The following is a 19,513-nucleotide window of genomic DNA, read 5'->3' as shown; positions in this document are numbered from 1 at the left end:
CTAGGAGTAATGATTATGACTGATACACAGACACCACTTCTTTTGATTTCTTCTGATGCCGAGTTGCACAACACCATCCAGGCATCGCTGGCAGGCAAGGATTACCGCGTAACGGCCAAAGAGAATACGCTGACGTCTATGAACGGCACAGCACATCCTCTGGCTGCTTCGCACGATGTCGTCGTTTTCGATACCGACGTGGCCGATGAAAACGCCTTGGCTGCGGCCCGCGAGCTTTGCAGCCACCGTGCGCCGGGTGCGATCTTTATCGCGCTGGCGAGCGACGACCTGCCGCTGTCCAAGCAGCGCGAGTTGAAAAAGATCGGCGCGGACGAAGTTCTGCCTCGCGAAACCTGCGACAGCGAACTGGTAACCCAGCTGGAGGCGTGGAAATCGCGTCGCAGCCTGCAGATGCCAGCGATCTGGACCGGTCAGGCCACCGAGGGCAAGATCATCTCGATCGCTCAGGCCCGTGGCGGCGTTGGCGCCTCCACCCTCGCCGTCAATCTTGCGGATAGCCTGATCGGCAAGTCCGGCCTGCTGAAAAAGCGCTTAAAAAGCGAAGTTGTGATCGTCGACATGGATTTCCAGTTCGGCAGCATCGCAGCACAGCTTGACGTTGCTGAATCAGATGCGCTGTGGCGCATGGCAATGGACGGCACCGTGCCTGATGCCGCCTTTGTCGAGCAGGCGATTGCCAAAACGCCAAGCGGTCTGTCCGTTCTGACAGCGCCTTCGCGCTATGGCCCTCTGGGTGCCATCAAGCCGGAACAGATTGCCGCGCTGCTTGATGCGCTGCGCAAGACCCATGACTACATCATCGTCGATCTGCCGCATGCGCTGGTGGATTGGCTGGACCCAATTCTGTCCCGGTCGGATCGACTGCTACTGGCGACAGATGTCACTGTGCCTTCGGTTCGCGCAACCCGCAAACTGATGGACTTCTTCTTGGCCGAGCATCCGGATCTAGCGATCCAGCTGATCGCCACCCAGGAGAAAAAGCCGCTTGTTCTTGGTTCGCATCACCGTGCGGCGATGGAACTGCTGGAGCGCAAATTCGATCACTGGTTGCCTCGTGACATGAAGGCTGCCCGTGACGCGCTCGACCGCGGCAAACCCCTCAGCGAAGTATCTCCGCGTTCCTCGCTGGCTAAGGCCGTCACCAAGATCGCACAAGGTACGAAAGAGGCGCTGCCTCCCCGTGCTGGCACGCATCCTGTGGCCTACGCATCGTAAGTAACCAGTATTTCAGTATAAAAGACGAGGAACGTTCCAATGTTTCGTGAATTCATCCATTCCGGTGCAACGCCAGCAAAAGACAGCGCAAAGGTTGTCGCGCTCAACAAGAAAGAGGCTGCGGCCGCGGAAGACAGTGCTCAGCAGAAGGTAGAGCAACGCGCTCTTGAAGCCGCAGCAAATGACCGCCTCGAGCTCAAAGCGCGGTTGCACAACCGCCTGCTCGACACACTGAACCTTTCTGTCCTCGACAAGATCGAAAACGACGTGCTGCGCCGCGAAGTTGGCAATCTTGTCACTGAAGGCCTGCGCGAAGAGGGCCGTGCCCTGCGCGGCGACGGCCTGAAAGAGCTGGTGGACGAGTTGATGCATGAGGTCAAAGGCCTCGGTCCACTCGAGCCGCTGCTGTCAGACCCCACGATCAACGATATTCTCGTGAACGGTCATGATCAGGTTTACATCGAACGCGCAGGTGTTCTGGAGCGGTCAACCTGCCGTTTCCGCGATGAAAAGCACCTGCTGCGCATCATCGACAAAATCGTATCCCGCGTTGGCCGCCGCATCGACGAAAGCCAGCCTTGGGTGGATGCCCGTCTTGAAGACGGCAGCCGTGTCAACGCCATCATCCGCCCTTGTGCGGTAGACGGTCCTTCGGTTTCCATCCGGAAGTTTGCCAAGGTACCGCTGACCATGACCAAGCTGACAGAAGGTGGCGCGCTGAACGAAAGCGCCGCGGCCCTGCTGCAAGGTCTGGTGGATGCGCGCATGAACATCCTGATCTCGGGTGGTACCGGTTCTGGTAAAACGACAATGCTCAACGCGCTGTCATCTTACATCAGCGAAGCGGAGCGGATCGTTACCATCGAAGACGCGGCCGAACTTCAGTTGCAACAAGAGCACGTTCTGCGTCTGGAAACCCGCCCTGCCGGCCCGGATGGTACAGGTGCGATCCTGCAGCGCGATCTGGTAAAGAACGCCCTGCGGATGCGTCCAGACCGCATCATCGTTGGTGAGGTTCGTGGCTCGGAAGCGTTTGACATGCTTCAGGCGATGAACACCGGCCACGACGGATCGATGACCACTGTTCACGCCAACACGCCGCGCGACGCGCTGAGCCGTGTGGAGCAAATGGTTCAGATGGGCGGCATGGAGCTTCCACACTCGGCCATCCGCGCCACCATCGCTTCCGCTCTGCACTTTGTCGTACAACTTAACCGCCTGTCGGACGGTTCCCGTAAAGTGATGTCGATCTCCGAGATCACCGGGATGGAAGGCGACACGATCACCATGCAGGAAATCTTCGTCTTCGAACGTCAGGGCAAGGACGAAAATGGCCGCATTCTTGGTCAGTTCCGCTCCACCGGTATCCGTCCTCGCGCCTACGAGCAGCTGATCGCTGCCGGTGTCGATATGACGAACATCAGCTTTACACGGGGGGCCGCGTAATGCTTGCCGAATATTTCATCGCCACATGGCAGGAGTTCACTTCTGACGAGTTCCTCGCCTTCGACTTTCAGTACTTTGAATTCGATTTCCGCTATGCGGTCTACGCGCTGGTCTTTCTGGGCATCCTCATGGCCTACGAAGGACTGCGGCAGGTCCTGCAACGCGGTGAGAACCAGAACGAGGCGCGCAACCGTCGCATGAAGATGGTTGCCGCGGGCAAGACCGAGGCCGAAGTGCTCGACCTCTTCAAACCCAAAGTAAAGAAGGGGTTGCTGAGCAACCTGCCCTTCGTGGGCGACCTGCATCAGTCGCTGCGTGCCGCGGGCATGACCGTCTCCGCCGAAGCCTATGCAGGCGGGTGTGCCGCAGGTTTTGTCATCTCTGTGGCGGCAGCTTCGCAGATCACCAACCCGTTCCTGGCCTTTGGCTTGTCGGCGATCATGTTTCTGGTGCTGCCCCTGCTCATTATCGCGAACGCGCGTCAAAAGCGTGTTGAGCGGATGATCAGCCAGTTGCCCGACGCGTTGGATCTGATGGCACGCGGTCTCAAGGTCGGTCACCCGATCAACGCGACCCTTCAAAGTGTTGCCGAAGAGATGCCAGACCCGGTCGGTACCGAGTTCGGTATCGTGGTTGACCAGATCGCCTATGGTGACGATCTGACCGAGGCAATGCGCGATCTGGCCACACGGTTTCCAGAAGAAGACATCCAGTATCTCGCAGTTGCCGTGGGAATTCAGCACGGTACAGGTGGTGATCTGGGCCGTATCCTGTCCACACTTGCTCGCGTGATCCGGGGTCGCATGACCATGCGTCGCCGTATCAGGGCCATTTCGTCGGAGGGCCGCTTGTCTGCGATCTTCCTGTCACTGCTACCGGTTTTCATCGGCACGTTCACCTCGATCACGGCACCAAGCTACTACGGTGACGTGGCAGATCACTCGTTGTTCCTGCCAATCGCCTGCGTGGTCGTCTTCTTCGTCGTGTTGAACGCCATCGTTCTTCGCAAACTTGTGAACTTCCGGTTCTAAGAGGTATCTGTCATGGATTTTTCTGTATTTGCTTCCTACCTGACTACTCAAACGCTCTTGCTGGCTGCTGTCGGTGCGGGCACCATGTTGGGCGTCTTTGGCATAGGCCGGGCGATCAACGACAAAGGCGCTGCAGCTGAACGCATGTCGCCCAAGAACCGGGTAAGCGCGACTTCTGTATCCAGCGGTCTGCTTGCGGATGACGGAGAGCAGACCGGTTTGGCTAAATCCTTCGCTCCGAAATCCGACGAAGAACGTTTTGCCGTGCAACTTGCATTGGCAAAAGCGGGGTATCGCGGAACAGGCGCGGTTGCCGGTTTCTACCTGACGCGTTTGATCCTTGGTCTAGGCCTGCCGGTTGCGGTGTTGCTTCTGATCACCTACGCACGCATGCCCGCCGCTCCTGTCTGGCTGGCCGGCCCGGTTGCGGGTTTGTCCACGATGGGCATCGCACAGATCGTCTGCATACTTTGCGCGATCGGCTTCTTTGGCCCCAGCATGTGGCTGAAAGGCAAGATTGCCGAGCGCAAGCAAGCCATCGAAGAAGCCTTTCCGAATGCGCTGGACCTCATCCAGATCGCTGTCGAGGCGGGTTTGGGCTTTGACCAAGCCCTGATGAAAGTCTCTAGTGAGATCCGCCCCGTAGCCCCTGATCTGGCCGATGAAATCATCGCCGCTGAGAATGAGATTCAGGCGGGTCGTGATCGTCAGCGCGCGCTGATGAAGATGGCGCGGCGCACTGGCGTCGACGAGGTTGCTTCGTTTGTCAACGTGGTGCTGCAGTCGTCACGCTTCGGCACACCCATGTCAGAGGCACTGAGCACATACGCTGAAGAGATGCGCACCACGCGCGAACTGAAAGCGCAGGAAAAGGCTAACAAACTGCCCGTGCAGATGTCTGCCGTGATGGCTGCACTGATGCTGCCAGCGATCCTGATGCTTACACTCGGCCCGGTTGTGATTCGCTACATCGAGTACTTTGCGAATAACCCGGTAAACGGGTAATTCGCCATAATCGAGCGGACAGTAACCATAATCGGAGAAGGATAATTGCACACCAAGAGACAGTCGGCCCAGAAATTTGACTGACTCTCAACCAAAGGTAAAGATCGAAAGGTATTTACAAATACGCGTCATGTGGGGTGGCGCTTTGGTGAGAGTAAAAGTATGCCCCGCGCAAATATTTCTGGCGCACAGAGTGCGAGCCGCCCTGTCCCACGCAATTTCCTCGATACACTGCTCGTTTTCGTAAAGTGGAGTCAGGGTCGCGTTGACCTCGACTCCACTTTGCACCATCTCGCTGAGTTCATCGGTGCCGACGCGGTCGCGCTCGCCCGATGGGACAAATCCAAGGAAACAGCCCGGCTAGCCGGCGTGCATGACATGGTAAACGCGCCCATGGCGCCGCGTCTGTCGCAATCTTTCGCCGCAGCCGCACTTGGGTCTTATATCGACAGTATGAAACCCGGCACGTCCCTCACGCTGTCTGAAACGCACGACTACAAGTGCGTTGCAGACCCGGATCTAGAACGCTGGATGTTCAAACGGGGCGTGATTGAAGTGGCCTGTATCTGCCTGAATTCCGACAACGGCGTGCGCGACATTCTCGAAATTCACTTTGCTCGGTCCGTGCCAAAGCTGTGGGATGCGGAGCAAGAGAACATGAGCAAGATGCTGCATGACGTCTTTCAGGGACGCCAACGCGGGCTGATGATGAAAAGCCTGCTGCGCACCAACGCCACTGTGCGGCGCACTCTCGATACGGTCGAGGACCAGCCGCTGCTGGCCGCCGATAACCCAGCAGGCCTGACCCGTTCAGAGTGGCGCGTGTGCGCGCTGATCGCAAACGGGCTATCGCGGGACGGTGTCGCCGAAGAACTGGCGGTCAAACCAGGCACACTGCGGACGCATCTGCGCAATATCTACGCCAAAACAGGCTATGAACGGTTCCACGAACTGGCGCTGCGGCTGGTTACCACCAAAGAGCGGGCGAGCCTTGGCCTAATGGATCAGGAGAAAGCTGCGTGATCCAGCCAATTTCCGAGACCAGCCTCTATGTTGCGCTCGCCTTTTTGCCCATTCTGCTGACCACGGCGATATTCGATCTGCGCGAAATGCGTATTCCCAACTGGCTCTCATGGGCAGGGTTGGCCATATTTGCTGCAACCCTTCCGGTTTTGGGCCTCGAGGCGTGGTTCTTGCGCGTCGTGGTCGGAGCGGCCGCATTCGCGGTCTGCTTTGGGCTCTTTGCCATCGGCTGGCTGGGCGGTGGTGACGCAAAAATTCTCCCTGTCACGTTGCTGTTTGTTCCGCTGAACATCCTGTCTCTCTACATGTTCGCCTTTTCTGCAGCGATGCTGCTGGGCATGGTTGCGATCTGGCTTGCACGGCAGCGGTTTTCTCATGAAGATGCGATTTGGGTCTCGATGAAACCGGGTGCGGCTTTTCCGATGGGCATCTCGATTGCCGCCTCACTGCCTCTGGCTTTGGCTGTGTGTTTCATCATCACGGTGTAAATCGGCCCCTCTTCCGCGCGCGACCTATCTGAAAAAATCATTGCGCTCTGCGGCGTTGCGCGCAAGATGGGGTCGCAATGACCAGTCCTGCCTACACTGTCGATCATACCGACGGCGCCACGATCGTGCGTCTGTCCGGACGGCTGGTCACAGATGCGCTGCAACAGGTGGAACGCGGCCTCACCCAATTGACCACTGGCACATCTGCGGTTGCGATTGACCTCTCAGCGCTCGAAGCCTTTGATACAGGGGGCGCTTTCCTGATCGTTTCCTTGCGCCAGACACTCGCCCGGCAGGGGATCACAGTGGATATTCGCGGGGCGACGGCAGATCAGGCGCGCCTGCTGCAAACCGTTGAAAGCGCAGGCTTTGACACCAAAGACGATGGCCCCAAGCGGCGGCGTATAGCAGACCGGATCGAAGGCGTTGGACGCTCTGTTGTAACCGGGCTGCGCGACGGTGCGGCGCTTTTGTCGTTTCTTGGTCTCGTCATTGCGCGCCTGCTGCGTGCCCTCGTCCAGCCCTCCCGGTTCCGGCTGACTGCAACCTTTGCACAGGCGCAACAAACCGGGCTGAACGCGGTACCGATCATTGCGCTGATGGGGTTTCTTATCGGGGTCGTTCTGGCCTTTCAGGGGGCGGCACAGTTACGCCAGTTCGGGGCAGAGGTTTTTGTTGTTGATCTTATCGCCGTATCGGTGCTGCGCGAATTGGGCATCCTGCTGACCGCCGTCATCATTGCGGGCCGTTCGGGTTCGGCCTTTGCGGCGGCTATTGGTTCCATGAAGGTCAACGAGGAGATCGACGCGATGCAAACGCTCGGGCTGGATCCGATCGAGGTGTTGGTTTTGCCTCGTATTATTGCCCTGACGCTGATGCTGCCAGTTCTGGGGTTTGTCGCCAACCTGTGCGCCCTGACGGGCGGTGCACTGATGAGCTGGATCGAATTGGGCATAAGCCCCGGCATGTTTCTGACCCGGTTCTACGAGAGCACCGATGTCTGGCACCTGATCGTCGGTATGGTCAAGGCACCCTTTTTTGCGGTCATTATTGGTGTGATTGCCTGCTGGCAGGGGCTACAGGTTGGCGGATCGGCAGAGAGCGTCGGTCAACGCACCACCGCTTCTGTCGTGCAGGCCATTTTCATGGTGATCGTCGTGGACGCCATCTTTTCCGTCTTTTTTGCCGAGTTGGGCGTATGAGCGGTGCCGTTTTGCCTGCCGGAAACGCTGTGCCTTCTCCCTCGGCGGCACCGCGGGACGCCGTGATCACGGTCCGCGGGCTGGAAAACTGCTTTGGCAGCCATGTCGTACATCAGAATCTTGATCTGGATGTCTGGCGCGGCGAAGTGTTGGGCATCGTGGGCGGCTCGGGCACGGGCAAGTCTGTTTTGTTGCGTAGCATCGTGGGGCTGCAAAAACCTTCGGCGGGTTCAATCCATGTGCTTGGCACCGATGTGGTCAACGGACCCGAAGAAGCCCGCCGCGAGGTCGAAAAACGCTGGGGTGTGGCGTTTCAGGACGGCGCGCTTTTCTCGTCTCTCAGCGTGGTAGAGAACGTGATGGCACCGATGCGCGAGCATCTCGACCTGACCCCCGGTTTCATGCGCAAGCTGGCCGAGATGAAAATATCTCTTGTGGGCCTGCCGCAGGTGGCCTGTGACAAACTACCCTCTGAATTGTCGGGAGGCATGCGCAAACGCGCAGCACTGGCCAGAGCGCTGGCACTGGATCCCGAGATCGTTTTCCTCGATGAACCAACCGCGGGCCTAGACCCGATCGGAGCAGCCGCCTACGACACCCTTATTGGAGAATTGCAACAGACACTTGGGCTTACGGTGTTCATGGTCACACATGACCTCGACAGCTTGTACGCAATCTGCGACCGTATCGCCGTGCTGTCTGACAAGCGCGTGTTGGTTGAGGGGCCAATAGAAATCATGACCGGCGTCGATGACCCATGGGTACAAGACTATTTTACCGGGCCGCGTGCGCGCGCTGCGCGTGAAACTGGGTAGCGGGCGGTAACTGCATGGAAACCAAGGCAAATTACCTTGTCATCGGCATTTTCGCGCTGGTCGGACTGTTGGGCAGTCTGGTGTTCCTTTTGTGGCTGGCCAAAGTCGAAGTAGACAAGCAGTTTGCCTATTACGACGTGCTTTTCGACAACGTGTCGGGCCTGTCGGATGCCGGAGATGTGCGCTTTAACGGGCTGCCGGTGGGTCAGGTGATCAATCTCGCACTTGATCAGGATGACCCTTCCAAGGTGAGGGTGCGCATCGAGATTGCTGCGGATACTCCGGTCAAGACCGACACCGTGGCGATCCTGCAAGGGCTTGGGGTGACCGGTGTCAGCTTTGTATCGTTGACTGGCGGCTCGCCTGATGCCGCCCCCCTGCCCCAAAACGCGGTGATTAGCGCCGAGCCAAGTGCCTGGCAGTCGGTGCTTGAAGGAGCACCGGCTCTTTTGCAAAAAGCGGTGTCGTTGCTGGACGATATCAATGAGGTCGTCAACGACGAGAACAAGGCAGCGATCAGCGAGGTGCTGAGTAACCTTGCAAGTGCTTCAGGACGTCTGGACCGGACACTTGCGGATTTCGAACAGCTGTCGGGTGATCTCGGCAGTGCTGCCCGCGAGGTTGCGGGCTTCACCGACCGTCTCGAGGCGCTGGCAGACACCGCGGATGTCACGCTGCGCACCTCTACGGAAACCCTGACGATAGCGCAGGAGGCGATCCGGGAAGGGCAGCGTACATTGGAGAGCGCTGGCGCAACGCTGTCGCGTGTTGACGGCACGCTGGACAGCTTCGATCGCACCCTTGCCACAATAGACGGCGTCGCAGGCGCAGCGCGCACACTTCTCGATACAGATGTCACTGCCCTTGTCCGGCAAGGGACGCAGACCGCAAAAACCATCGATGACAGCATCATCACCTTCCTGCCCGAAGCGCGCACCACACTTGGCACCACGCAGGAAACTCTTTCGGTCATCAGCGATACCTTCTCTTCCGCCAACAGGATTCTGGACGAAGACGTGGGAGCAATCGTGACTGACCTGCGCGGCGCGGTGGGCGCATTCACCGTTACAATGGAAAATGCATCAGCCAATATCGATGTGGTTTCGGACGAAGTTCTGAGCGCGTCCAAGGCAATCGCTGCCTTTGCGTCGTCATTGGAAAGCATCGTTGTCAGCAATGAGCGACAGTTGACCAATTTCGTTCGTCTGGGGTTGCCAGAGTTCGTCCGGCTGACCGAAGATGCCCGCCAGTTGGTGAGCAATCTAGACCGTTTCGTAGACCGGGTAGAGCGTGATCCGGCCCGCTTCTTTCTTGGTACGCAAGGCTCGGAGTTCCGTCGATGAAACACCTTTTGATGCCCCTGACAGGTCTGTGCGCAGCTCTCGCCTTGGCGGGTTGCGCGGGGTTGACCAGCCTGAGCAACGCCGCCGAGCCGACCGATCTATACCTGCTTAGCCCAAAGAGCACGTTTGACCCCAGTTTGCCCAGGGTCCGCCAGCAGATCGTGGTATCGGAGCCGACCGCAACCGCGGTGGTCAGCAACGACCGCATTGCGGTTCAGCCGACCCCGTTGGAAGTCCGGTTTTTGCCCGGTGCGCGCTGGGTTGATCGCGCGCCAATTATCATCCAGTCCCTGCTGATCGAGAGCTATGAGAATTCCGGCAAGGTCGATGCGGTCGGTCGCTCGGCCATCGGGTTACGCGCGGACTATCTCATCGTGACAGACGTGCGGGAATTTCAAGCACAACTCCCGGTGGACAGCGCCCCTGATGCGCCGCTGGAGGTACACGTCCGGCTGAACATCAAGATCGTGGATGCCTTTACCGACAAGATCATTGCCTCCCGGTCCTTTACAGAAGTCTTTGCCGCCACAAGCGACGCGCCGCCGGACATCGTTCTGGCCTTTGATGAGGCCTTGGGTGACGCATTGAGGGATGCGGTTGAATGGAGCATCCGCCGCATGCACAGTGACAGCCTTCAGCCCGATCAGGGTTCTTAGCATTAACGAAATCCGGAACCCGCGACGCGTGGCTTGTCGGCACCAGTGGAGACCGCTGCACTGAGCTCAGATGCCGGATATCTGCCCAAAACCGTATTTGACCGCCTCTGCGGATACTTTTTCTTAACTTTATTTTTGGCGCAACAATCGCGTAAATTGCTGCATATTCCCTTCATTTGTTGAACAAATCGGCGCTTGTGCGGGAACGCTGCCCAAGTGGCTCCGGCACAGACACAGGCTTGCCAAAAGCCTGCCATGTTCTGCTCACAATCCAGCGAGATAACTAGAATTGTATCCTTCGGCTTTGGTCGAGGTGCGTTTTCGACAAGGGTTTTATCAGGGTAGCTCGCAGTGAGTCAGACGTTTGCAGATCAGGGATTTGAAGCCACCGACGGTATGTTGGTCGGCTCACAGTTGCTGCATGGACAGTTTCTGATACAGGCCTGTCTGCAGCAGGGTGGTTTTGGCATCGCCTATGTGGCTCGCGACAGTCTGGACCGTCAGGTCGTGGTCAAGGAATGCTTCCCCGCGCATATGTGCCGCCGTGTAAACGGACAGGTCGTGCCCCAGACAAAAGAACTGACCGCCCAGTTTTCTGCCATCAAAAAACAATTCGTTCGTGAAGCGCGGCAGATGGCACGGCTGACCCATCCGAATGTTCTGGGCGTGCATCAGGTCTTTGAGGAAAACAACACCGCTTACATGGCGCTGGATCATGTGGTCGGGGTCGATCTGATCAGCGTCTCGGAAGATCAGCCAGAGCGCCTGACCAACAGCTTCCTGTTGTCCGTGCTCGAACAGATGCTGGAAGCGATCACCTTTATTCACAAACACGGGGTGCTGCACCGCGATATCTCGCCGGACAACATCCTTGTTGATGACAATGACCATGTAACACTGATCGACTTTGGCGCCGCGCAAGAGCACACGCTGAACGGCGGTTCGAACTTTCCAACCATCATGGCGGTCAAGGACGGGTATTCGCCCCATGAATTCTATACCGCGCATGTCCCGCATGACTTTTCCAGCGACCTCTATTCAATGGGAGCAACGCTCTATCATCTGATAACCGGATACCCGCCGGTGTCGGGGCAAGATCGCTTGACCGCTGTATCGGACGGTGCGCCGGACCCCTATGTGCCGCTGGTGCGCGAGGACTGGGGATATGACTACAACATTCTGGCGACAGTCGATTCCGCGCTCGCCTTGTTGCAGGAGAACCGGTTCCAGTCAGCAGCGGCCTGGTTGCAGGCACTGCAACAGACACCTAAGGCGCGCCCAAGGAAAACGGCGAAGCCGACGTTTGACCCAAATCTGGACGAAAAGATCGCGCAGATCGTCGCGTTGACCAACACCGACCTGACACCGGCGACCCCGCTCAGCCTGTCGTCAGTGAAACGACGCAGTGCGCCGAGCACGCAGCCCGCCGAAGAGCAAAGCAAGGGTGTCGTCGACATCTTTGGCAATCCGATCGAAGACGTGGCCGCATGGCAAGCAGAACAGGAAGCCGAGATCGCAGCCTGGAATGCACAGCGCCAAGCCGAAGAGGAAGCGGCACGCATGCCGCCGCCGTCCGAACCTGAAAAAAAATCGAAATTCGCCCGCCTGATTTCACGCTGCTTGCCGGGACGAAGCAACAGGCCATCGTCCTGACAACGCCTAAGGAGACTTCTGATGAGACTTATTCGCGATATCCTGAACGAGAAACGAGCCGCTGCCGAACGGCCGCAAACGACGCCAGTCGACAGCGGCATCCAGTTGAGCAAGGCCAGCCCATACGTGTTGCGCACTCCGGCCGAGCCGGAAACCACGCCGCATATGGAGCATTCTACCCCTGCCCCACAGGCCGACGTGAATGATGCGGCGACACTGCAGGAAGATGATCCGCTGTTTGATGAGGCAAGCTCGGAGGAATTCTTTCGCAAGGTCTCCGAAGAGATGCAAAACCCAGACGTTTCAACCTACGAAGAAGAAACCATGGGTGCCGACACAACGGCGCATGGTCTTATGGACAACTTCGAGGACGACGACGACGAGGATTACGAGGACGATGATCCGGACTTTGACGCTGACGCCATGGAAGCCGAGTTTGATCTGGACGATTTCGCGCCAAGCGCAGTTGCACAAGAAGCTGCAGCCGCACTGAACGCGCCCGATCCGTTTGACCGTCTGGACAGCACAGCGCCTGCAGCGGCCGCCACCACGCCAAGCCCGCTGAAGTCTGCGATGTCACACCCACAGACCCGGCTACAAACACCAGCCACCGAAGAGTTTGCCAAAGTGCCCCCCGCCGCGCAGCAACCGATGCCGTCAGCACCGCAGGCGCCGGTGGATACCCTGTCACCGGTTGGCGCGGCCTCCGAGAACGCCCCCGTGGACATGCCCGCTCCTGCGGCTGGCCGCGGATCCAACCGGTCGGGCCGTGTCAAAACGCGCCTGTTGGGCTTTTCTGCAGAAGCTCTGCAAGAAGAAGACCCCTTCCAAAAAGCCGAGAGCAAAGCCGACGGCATGTTCCCCGTTGGATGGCTCGTCGTTGTGTCCGAGATGGGCCGAGGATCGTCCTATGCGCTTTATGACGGCGTATCGAAAGTAGGACGTGGTGAGGATCAGTCAGTGTCGCTGAACTTTGGCGATAATTCCATCTCACGCGAAAACCACATCTCGATCGCCTATGACGCCGAGCAGAACAAGTTCTTTGTCGGACACAGCGGCAAGACCAACCTTGTACGGATTAACAACACGCCCTTGCTGAGCACGCAGGAGCTCTTTTCCAAAGACCTGATCCGTCTGGGCGAAACGACACTGCGATTTGTCGCGCTTTGCCAGTCCGACTTTAGCTGGAATGCGCCTGAGGAGAAGGTCGCCCGCCATGCCTAAGCTTGCCCAATTCGTCTATGACGCGGCCCCCGCGATCAGCCAGGGTCAGCGCGATCAGCAGGAAGACACGATTGCCGTGGATTTCGCTGATGGTGCAGATCTGGGGTTCATCGTGCTGGCCGACGGCATGGGCGGTCATTTGGCAGGCGACATCGCCAGCAAGATCGTGGTCACCGAGATCTTTACCGAGTTGAAGATGTTTGCCGATGACCCCGAGCAACTGGAAGAGAACGTCGAGACGATTTTGCGCTCGGCACTGTCCTATGCCAACGACTGTGTCGGCCGTGCCGCGCGCGGCCGCCCGCACATGCAAGGCATGGGCTCCACCCTCGTGGCGCCGGTGGTCATCAGCAACCGTCTGTACTGGATCTCTGTCGGGGACAGCCCGCTCTATCTGTTCCGAGGCAGCCATCTGTTCCGCTTGAACGAGGAACACTCGCTTGCGCGGCGCATGCAGCGGCTGGTTGAAGCTGGAGAAATGGACGCGCAAGCGGCGAAGGATCATCCGGATCGTCATTGCCTGACGTCAGTTCTGATCGGGCAAACCATTCCCGAGATTGATTGCCGGACCGTACCGGTAGAATTGCGCGACAACGATATCCTGATCGTCGCCAGCGACGGTTTGCAATTCATCAGCGAACAGGAAATTGCACGCGTCATTTTTGACAATCGCTCGTTGCCCAGCGGTGAGATCGGCGCGCGTCTGCTCGACGCGATCAGCGCCTTGGATGACCCGGATCAGGACAATGTGTCGATGTGCATCATGAAGCTGCGCGACCGTAATGAAATGGCCAAGGGCGGGGATGATCCTGCGCCGGGCAAGACAGAAAAGATCAGTGATCTGGCCATGTCCGAGGAGCTTGATGCCGAAACCGGATGGAAGCGCCATCCTTTTAGACGGCAGGAAATCTGATCATGGCCTCTGATCTGCATACGCGCGCAACGCAACTGGAACGCGCCCTTGATGAAGGGTTGTTGCCGACCGAGATGATCTCGCTCGGCACTCGGCTTTTAACGGGCCTGCAACGCCCGACGCAGATCACCGCATTCGGCATGGCCGGATCGGGGAAGACAAGCATTCTCAATATGATAATCGGCCAGAATGCGATGCCGGACCTGTCAGATGTGTCTGCGGTCGAGGTGACATGGGGCGACTCCGAAGGGGGGTATTGCGAAAGCCGGACCGGGACAGAAACCGCCTTTGACGGGATTGCGCGCCAGGGCACAATACCCCCCGATACATTGCGGGTTGTCCAGCGGTTACCATTGGACGTTCTTAAGGACAAACGACTGGTCGAGATCAACTTTACTTCTCTGCTTGGGGCCGGATCGGAAATTATCGATTGGGCCACACAGGATGCAGATATCGCGATCTGGTGCTCGCAAGGGTTTGACGACCGCGAATGCGCGCTCTGGGCGCAGGTGCCGGACCGGCTGAAGGACAACGGTTTTCTCGCTCTCACTCATGCCGACCGTCTGCAGATGCAGGGCATATTGCGCAAACATGTTGATGCGTTTGCTGAAAGCTACGCAGACGAATTCAACGGCCTGTTCCCGGTTGCTACTCTGCAGGCCATGGCTGCACGCGCCGACGGCGAAGTGGTCGAACCAAAATTATGGAAGGCCAGCGGCTGCAAAGCGCTCAGCGAAGCGATCAACCGGGTTATTGATCAGGCAAAGCGTGCGGATGCGGATCATGCCGAGGTGCTGCTGGCACGCGCCAATGTGGATTTTTCTCCAGCGCAGTCAGAGCCAACTGGTCAAAGCGACATTCCTGACAACGCACACGCGCCGATGGGGCAGTGCGAAGCCGTGGAAACCGGTCTATCCATCTTGCAGCAAAGCGCAGATGAGCTTGCTGCGAAAAACGCGGAAACACTGTCACCGCAGGCGATCTTGGATCACTGCGCTCAGACGGCGCAGGCTCTCGCCGCGATGTTCATGGATACAGAATCCGATGATGCAGCGGTATGTGCCCTACGCGACGATGCGATCAATGCCGAACAGATGATCCAACTCTTTCAACTCGAGCGTAGCGACAAGGCAGCAGATGACGCGGTTGCCGTGCTGCTCCAACTAAAAAAAGAAATGGCGGAGGCAACCCAATGATCCTCGCTACCCCCTTTATAGATAATGAGCATATGCAGATTTGGCAGGCGAATAATGAATATTGAAAATCAAGAGCTTACTGAACCATCCGAAGTCGCACAGACGCCGGAATTCATGCATGCGGGCCTTGAGCCACTGGCCGATTTCGCAGCCCGTGTCGACGGGGTCGAACTGGCACTGGAGTCGTTGGAACAGATCACCGGCACATCGACCCAGCGGTCGGTCAAGAAACTGCGGCGCGATCTTGAAAACTTCGAACCTGCAGTGACATTCCTAGGGCAGGTCAAATCCGGAAAAACTTCGTTGGTCAATGCCATGGCGGGCTGGGCTGATCTTTTGCCGTCAGACGTAAACCCGTGGACGTCGGTCGTCACCTCTTTGCACCTCAAACCTGGGGCTGCTCGCCAAGAAATCGGCGCCAAATTCCAGTTGATGGAACAAAACGAGTGGGACAGGCTGGTGCACAAGGGCGGCCGGCTGGGAGAACTGGCCGGACGTGCCGGGTCTGAGAGTGAATTGGAAAATATCCGCGCCCAGATCGAAATGCTGCGCGAAAAATCAAAGCGCCGTCTGGGCCGGAAATTCGAGCTGCTGCTTGGGCAGGAGCACGAATACGGATATTTCGACAAAAACCTGCTGGAACGCTACATCTGCATCGGCGATGACTTCTACGAGGATGATGACGCAGAACCAGATGCCGAAAACCAGGGCCGTTTTGCAGACATCACCCGCACGGCTGACCTGTTTCTGACAACCAACAGCAAACCGTTTCGCATGTGTCTTCGCGACACGCCGGGGGTCAACGACACCTTCATGATGCGCGAGCAGGTGACCATCAATGCCGTACGCTCCAGCCGCATCTGCGTTGTCGTATTGTCTGCGCATCAGGCACTGACCTCGGTGGACATGGCGCTGATCCGCATGATCTCGAGCCTTGAATCGCGAGATGTGATGATTTTCGTCAACCGCATTGACGAACTGAGCGCTCCGGCAGAGCAGATCCCAGAGATCGAGACGAGCATTCGCAAGGTACTGGCGGATCATGAGGGCCCAGAGGATGCGCAGATTGTTTTTGGCAGCGCGTTTTGGGCCAATGCGGTGCTGGCGGACGACAAGGAAGTGCTGGACGGCATCGATATGGACGCGATGGCGGCGCTGGCCGAGCAGCAGATGGAAGGCGCGCCCCCCGCCCCGACCGTTGCTGAAACGGTCTGGCACATGTCTGGTCTGCCGATCCTGCACCGGGTTATGTCACAGCGCGTGGTCGCAAAGGTCGGCGATCCTATGCTGGAAAAGATCACCTCTGCTGCGATCACTATCGCCAGTGGTCAGCAAGCCGCAAACAAGATCCGGGTAGAGAAGCTGGACGATCAGCGCACCATGAGCATGAACGACGTACGCAACGAGGTGCGTGCTCTGGCGGATCGCCACGAAACCATGTTGGAAGGCAAAGTCGACGAGATCATCGCCGCCTACCAGACACGCGCGGACCGTGCGCATGTCAACTTTGTCGAACGTGCCACGCAATCGCTGATTTCGCATCTTGAAGACAATGGCGACGATCGGGTCTGGTCGTACAGCCCGACCGGATTGCGGATGTTGCTGAAGTCGGCGTATTCCGTCTTTGCCGTACGTGCGCAAAAAACAGCACATGCTCAGTATGAAATGGCCGTGGTCGACATTGCAGAGCTTTACTTTAACGCGTTTGGCAACGCTGTCGAAGGGATCGAACTGACCGTACCGGCGGTTGATGAGTTCCCCGCTCCGGTGTCTCTTGCGCAGACCATCGCGCTTGACTTCAACGACAGCTGGTGGGTCTCCTGGTGGCGACGCACACGCGGCTACAAGGCATTCGCAAAGCAGTTCAACAAGCTAGTGTCTGCCGAAACCGCAGACTTTATGGAGCAGTTGAAAGTAGATCAGACCGCGTTGATCCGCGCGCAGATCATGCAGACGCTCAGCAGCTTTTTCGAGCAGAACCGCGACATCATGATCGAGATCGGCAGCGGGTTTGAAAGTACCGAAAGCATCCAGCGCATTTGCATGGGCGACAGCGAATACGAGCTGCAGAACCAGATCGATTACATCATCGAAGATTTGAAGTACTGCGCCGCACCTGCATCAACAAAAGGAGTGTAACCATGACGGATCACGACTTTGACGTCGACATGACCGGTCAGAAACCGCGCCTCGTGCTTATGGGCGAATTCAGCGCGGGAAAAAGCACCTTGTCGAATATGTTGCTTGGAAGCCGCCCTTTGCCCATGCGGGTGACGGCGACACGGCTGCCGCCAGTCGAAATTACCTACGGGCCGCAAAATGCCTGTGCGGTTGGCATCGACGGAGAGCGGACACCGATCAATCTGGAAAAACTTGAGGACGTGTGCCTTGAAGAAACCCGATCAATCGAGTTGCAAATGGAGGCGGAGTTGCTGGAGCATTGTGCTTTGATCGACATGCCGGGCGTGTCTGATCCCAGCATGCAGCAGCAATACTGGCAGGATGTTGTACGCTCGGACGACCACGTGATCTGGTGCACCCATGCAACGCAGGCCTGGCGGCAGTCCGAAGCCGCTATCTGGAATGTGCTGCGCCCGTCGGCGCGCGGGACAAGCCTGTTGCTGATTACCCAATTCGACAAGCTGCGCAACGAACGCGATCAAAAACGCGTGGTGAAAAGGATTGAGCGCGAGACAGAAGGTCTTTTCGATGCGATTTATCCAGTATCATTGCTGGCCGCTTTGGAAGCAGGCGAGGATGAGGCTGCGTGGGAGGCCAGCGGTGCTGCGGCTCTGTCAGCCCATATCGCCCGCATTGTTGCGGCTGGGCCAACGTCGACCGATGCCGAAGAGATGGACGATGCCACAACCCCGCTCATGCTGACAGACCCTCTGAATGCGCCGGCTGATTTCGCCCCGCGCGGTAACGGTTCGGTGGTCCCGAGGCGCATCCGGATGAAATCAGGTTCCAGCGGACGCGATGGTGCCTTGGCGGGCTTGTCGCCCGGGCTGGGCCGTTAGACTGTTTCGCGCTTGCAGGAGGGCAATGAGATGACCATACAGGACGATCTCGATCAGTTACGGGCGCAAACGCCCGGATGTGAACTGAGCGCATTCGGCGACCTGTCGTCGTCGTTGATCCTGCGGTTCAGTGCAGAGAGCCGAATGCCCCGCGAGAAGCTTGATCAACTGTGCACCCGTGCCGAGCGCGGTTTTGGCGTTCTCGAGTTAGCAAAAGAGTTTCACACCGAACGCGTGATCAGCTTTTCGGAAAGCCACACTGAGGTCTTTGCACGTGCAATGGCATCGCCCGATGACATCGTCTGCATGGCGATGGAAGCTGGGCACGATATCGAAACCGCAGCGCAGGCTGCTCAAAAGCTGGTGCAACGCTACGCAGAGGGTGACGGGTCATGACCGCTGTTTTTCCCCGCGCGGTGTCAGGTCGACCCGGCTCGCCCGGTGACGTAACGCTGCTCAGCCGCTTTATGCAGTCGGCAGAGGCGCTGGCGACAGAGCGCAACATCGCGGTATCTGCCCCATCGGCGCGCCTTGGGAATATGCTGCGCGAAATTGACGAAACCGTTTTACCGCGAACGCTGGTTGTCGAAATAGACGGAGTGCCTCATGCTGCCATCCGGGTTTCTGGACGTCGGTTACGTCAGGTGACAGCTTTGGCGGTTTCAGTCGGTAAAGATGCCAGCGACATCGAAAGCGTTGCACGGTGCCTTTTGGACTTGGCGCTCATACCGGGTGCGATGACACTGCGCGGCACGCGCCATGCAGGATCAGATACATCTGACGACGCGAAGTATTCGGCTCAATCTTTGCGGAATGCCATAAAAGGGCGCGACCCTGTCGATCGCCTTTTGAGCATGCTTGCCAACCCGGCCATGAGCGCTTTGACCTGGCACGGCACCGTTGATGGCGCGCAAAAGGTCGGAGACCCCGCTTACCACGCGCTGCTCAGGGCCTGTGCCGACGGCTGCATGGCCTCTCCGTCTGAGACATTGCCGCAGACGGCACCGCTCGGCATGGCTTTCGAGCTAGACGGAAATCGTCTGGTCGTCATCTCCGGCACGCAGGCGCGCGGCGTTGCGATGGTTGCCGCGCGTGCCGACGGATTGCGCGCAATTGCACGCTGGCAGCTTGCCCACGGGTGCTGTCAGACCAATTCGAACTCGTCTCTGCAAGGACAGTAAGGCTGATCCTTATGCCGCGCCGAGTTGGCGCCATTCGGCAAGAGCGACGGCGCGGTTGAGTTTGAAATTTGTTCGAGTTGA

General features: G+C 58.1%; 18 protein-coding genes. All 18 read left to right on the top strand.

All coding sequences use genetic code 11. From position 1 onward, the window contains the following. Positions 1-15: 15 nt before the first annotated feature. Positions 16-1,236, top strand: coding sequence for a CpaE/TadZ family protein (locus AC2D8V_RS12610; RefSeq protein ID WP_484733925.1), 1,221 nt, complete (start codon positions 16-18; stop codon positions 1,234-1,236). 39 nt (positions 1,237-1,275) lie between these two features. After that, positions 1,276-2,682: a TadA family conjugal transfer-associated ATPase gene (locus tag AC2D8V_RS12605; protein WP_484733924.1), complete on the top strand. Its 1,407-nt coding sequence runs from the start codon at positions 1,276-1,278 to the stop codon at positions 2,680-2,682. Next, positions 2,682-3,713, top strand: coding sequence for a type II secretion system F family protein (locus AC2D8V_RS12600; protein WP_484733923.1), 1,032 nt, complete (start codon positions 2,682-2,684; stop codon positions 3,711-3,713). Before AC2D8V_RS12605 ends, AC2D8V_RS12600 begins: the two co-directional genes overlap by 1 nt. Before the next feature lie 12 nt (positions 3,714-3,725). Further along, the gene (locus tag AC2D8V_RS12595) at positions 3,726-4,718 is read left to right on the top strand and encodes a type II secretion system F family protein (RefSeq protein WP_484733922.1); all 993 of its coding nucleotides are present in this window, start codon (positions 3,726-3,728) and stop codon (positions 4,716-4,718) included. Between the two features lie 162 nt (positions 4,719-4,880). Further along, positions 4,881-5,741, top strand: coding sequence for a helix-turn-helix transcriptional regulator (locus AC2D8V_RS12590; RefSeq protein ID WP_484733921.1), 861 nt, complete (start codon positions 4,881-4,883; stop codon positions 5,739-5,741). Beyond that, positions 5,738-6,229, top strand: a complete 492-nt coding sequence (locus AC2D8V_RS12585; RefSeq protein ID WP_484733920.1) for a prepilin peptidase — start codon at positions 5,738-5,740, stop codon at positions 6,227-6,229. The genes AC2D8V_RS12590 and AC2D8V_RS12585 overlap by 4 nt, the downstream gene beginning before the upstream one ends. A 77-nt stretch (positions 6,230-6,306) precedes the next feature. Continuing rightward, positions 6,307-7,431 carry an MlaE family lipid ABC transporter permease subunit gene (locus tag AC2D8V_RS12580; RefSeq protein WP_484733919.1) on the top strand — a complete coding sequence of 375 codons (1,125 nt, stop codon included), beginning with the start codon at positions 6,307-6,309 and terminating at the stop codon, positions 7,429-7,431. Next, the gene (locus AC2D8V_RS12575) at positions 7,428-8,246 is read left to right on the top strand and encodes an ABC transporter ATP-binding protein (protein WP_484733918.1); all 819 of its coding nucleotides are present in this window, start codon (positions 7,428-7,430) and stop codon (positions 8,244-8,246) included. Before AC2D8V_RS12580 ends, AC2D8V_RS12575 begins: the two co-directional genes overlap by 4 nt. Before the next feature lie 14 nt (positions 8,247-8,260). Beyond that, on the top strand, positions 8,261-9,589 hold the full coding sequence (locus AC2D8V_RS12570) for an MlaD family protein (protein ID WP_484733917.1): 1,329 nt from the start codon (positions 8,261-8,263) through the stop codon (positions 9,587-9,589). Further along, positions 9,586-10,245, top strand: a complete 660-nt coding sequence (locus AC2D8V_RS12565) for an ABC-type transport auxiliary lipoprotein family protein (protein WP_484733916.1) — start codon at positions 9,586-9,588, stop codon at positions 10,243-10,245. The genes AC2D8V_RS12570 and AC2D8V_RS12565 overlap by 4 nt, the downstream gene beginning before the upstream one ends. Before the next feature lie 351 nt (positions 10,246-10,596). After that, positions 10,597-11,898 (top strand): serine/threonine protein kinase, encoded by a 1,302-nt coding sequence (locus AC2D8V_RS12560; protein ID WP_484733915.1) that lies wholly within the window; start codon positions 10,597-10,599, stop codon positions 11,896-11,898. Positions 11,899-11,919: 21 nt separating this feature from the next. Beyond that, the gene (locus AC2D8V_RS12555) at positions 11,920-13,122 is read left to right on the top strand and encodes an FHA domain-containing protein (protein WP_484733914.1); all 1,203 of its coding nucleotides are present in this window, start codon (positions 11,920-11,922) and stop codon (positions 13,120-13,122) included. Continuing rightward, on the top strand, positions 13,115-14,035 hold the full coding sequence (locus AC2D8V_RS12550; RefSeq protein WP_484733913.1) for a PP2C family protein-serine/threonine phosphatase: 921 nt from the start codon (positions 13,115-13,117) through the stop codon (positions 14,033-14,035). Before AC2D8V_RS12555 ends, AC2D8V_RS12550 begins: the two co-directional genes overlap by 8 nt. Positions 14,036-14,037: 2 nt before the next feature. Beyond that, positions 14,038-15,231 (top strand): hypothetical protein, encoded by a 1,194-nt coding sequence (locus AC2D8V_RS12545; RefSeq protein ID WP_484733912.1) that lies wholly within the window; start codon positions 14,038-14,040, stop codon positions 15,229-15,231. Between the two features lie 54 nt (positions 15,232-15,285). Then, positions 15,286-17,370, top strand: coding sequence for a dynamin family protein (locus AC2D8V_RS12540; protein WP_484733911.1), 2,085 nt, complete (start codon positions 15,286-15,288; stop codon positions 17,368-17,370). A 2-nt stretch (positions 17,371-17,372) separates the two neighbouring features. Beyond that, positions 17,373-18,251 carry a dynamin family protein gene (locus AC2D8V_RS12535; RefSeq protein ID WP_484733910.1) on the top strand — a complete coding sequence of 293 codons (879 nt, stop codon included), beginning with the start codon at positions 17,373-17,375 and terminating at the stop codon, positions 18,249-18,251. A gap of 30 nt (positions 18,252-18,281) precedes the next feature. Further along, positions 18,282-18,647, top strand: coding sequence for a hypothetical protein (locus AC2D8V_RS12530; RefSeq protein WP_484733909.1), 366 nt, complete (start codon positions 18,282-18,284; stop codon positions 18,645-18,647). Continuing rightward, positions 18,644-19,432, top strand: a complete 789-nt coding sequence (locus tag AC2D8V_RS12525) for a hypothetical protein (protein ID WP_484733908.1) — start codon at positions 18,644-18,646, stop codon at positions 19,430-19,432. Before AC2D8V_RS12530 ends, AC2D8V_RS12525 begins: the two co-directional genes overlap by 4 nt. Positions 19,433-19,513 lie beyond the last annotated feature (81 nt).

The organism is Roseobacter sp. YIN89 (assembly GCF_057219365.1).
This window is presented reverse-complemented; position numbering and strand designations above follow the sequence as displayed.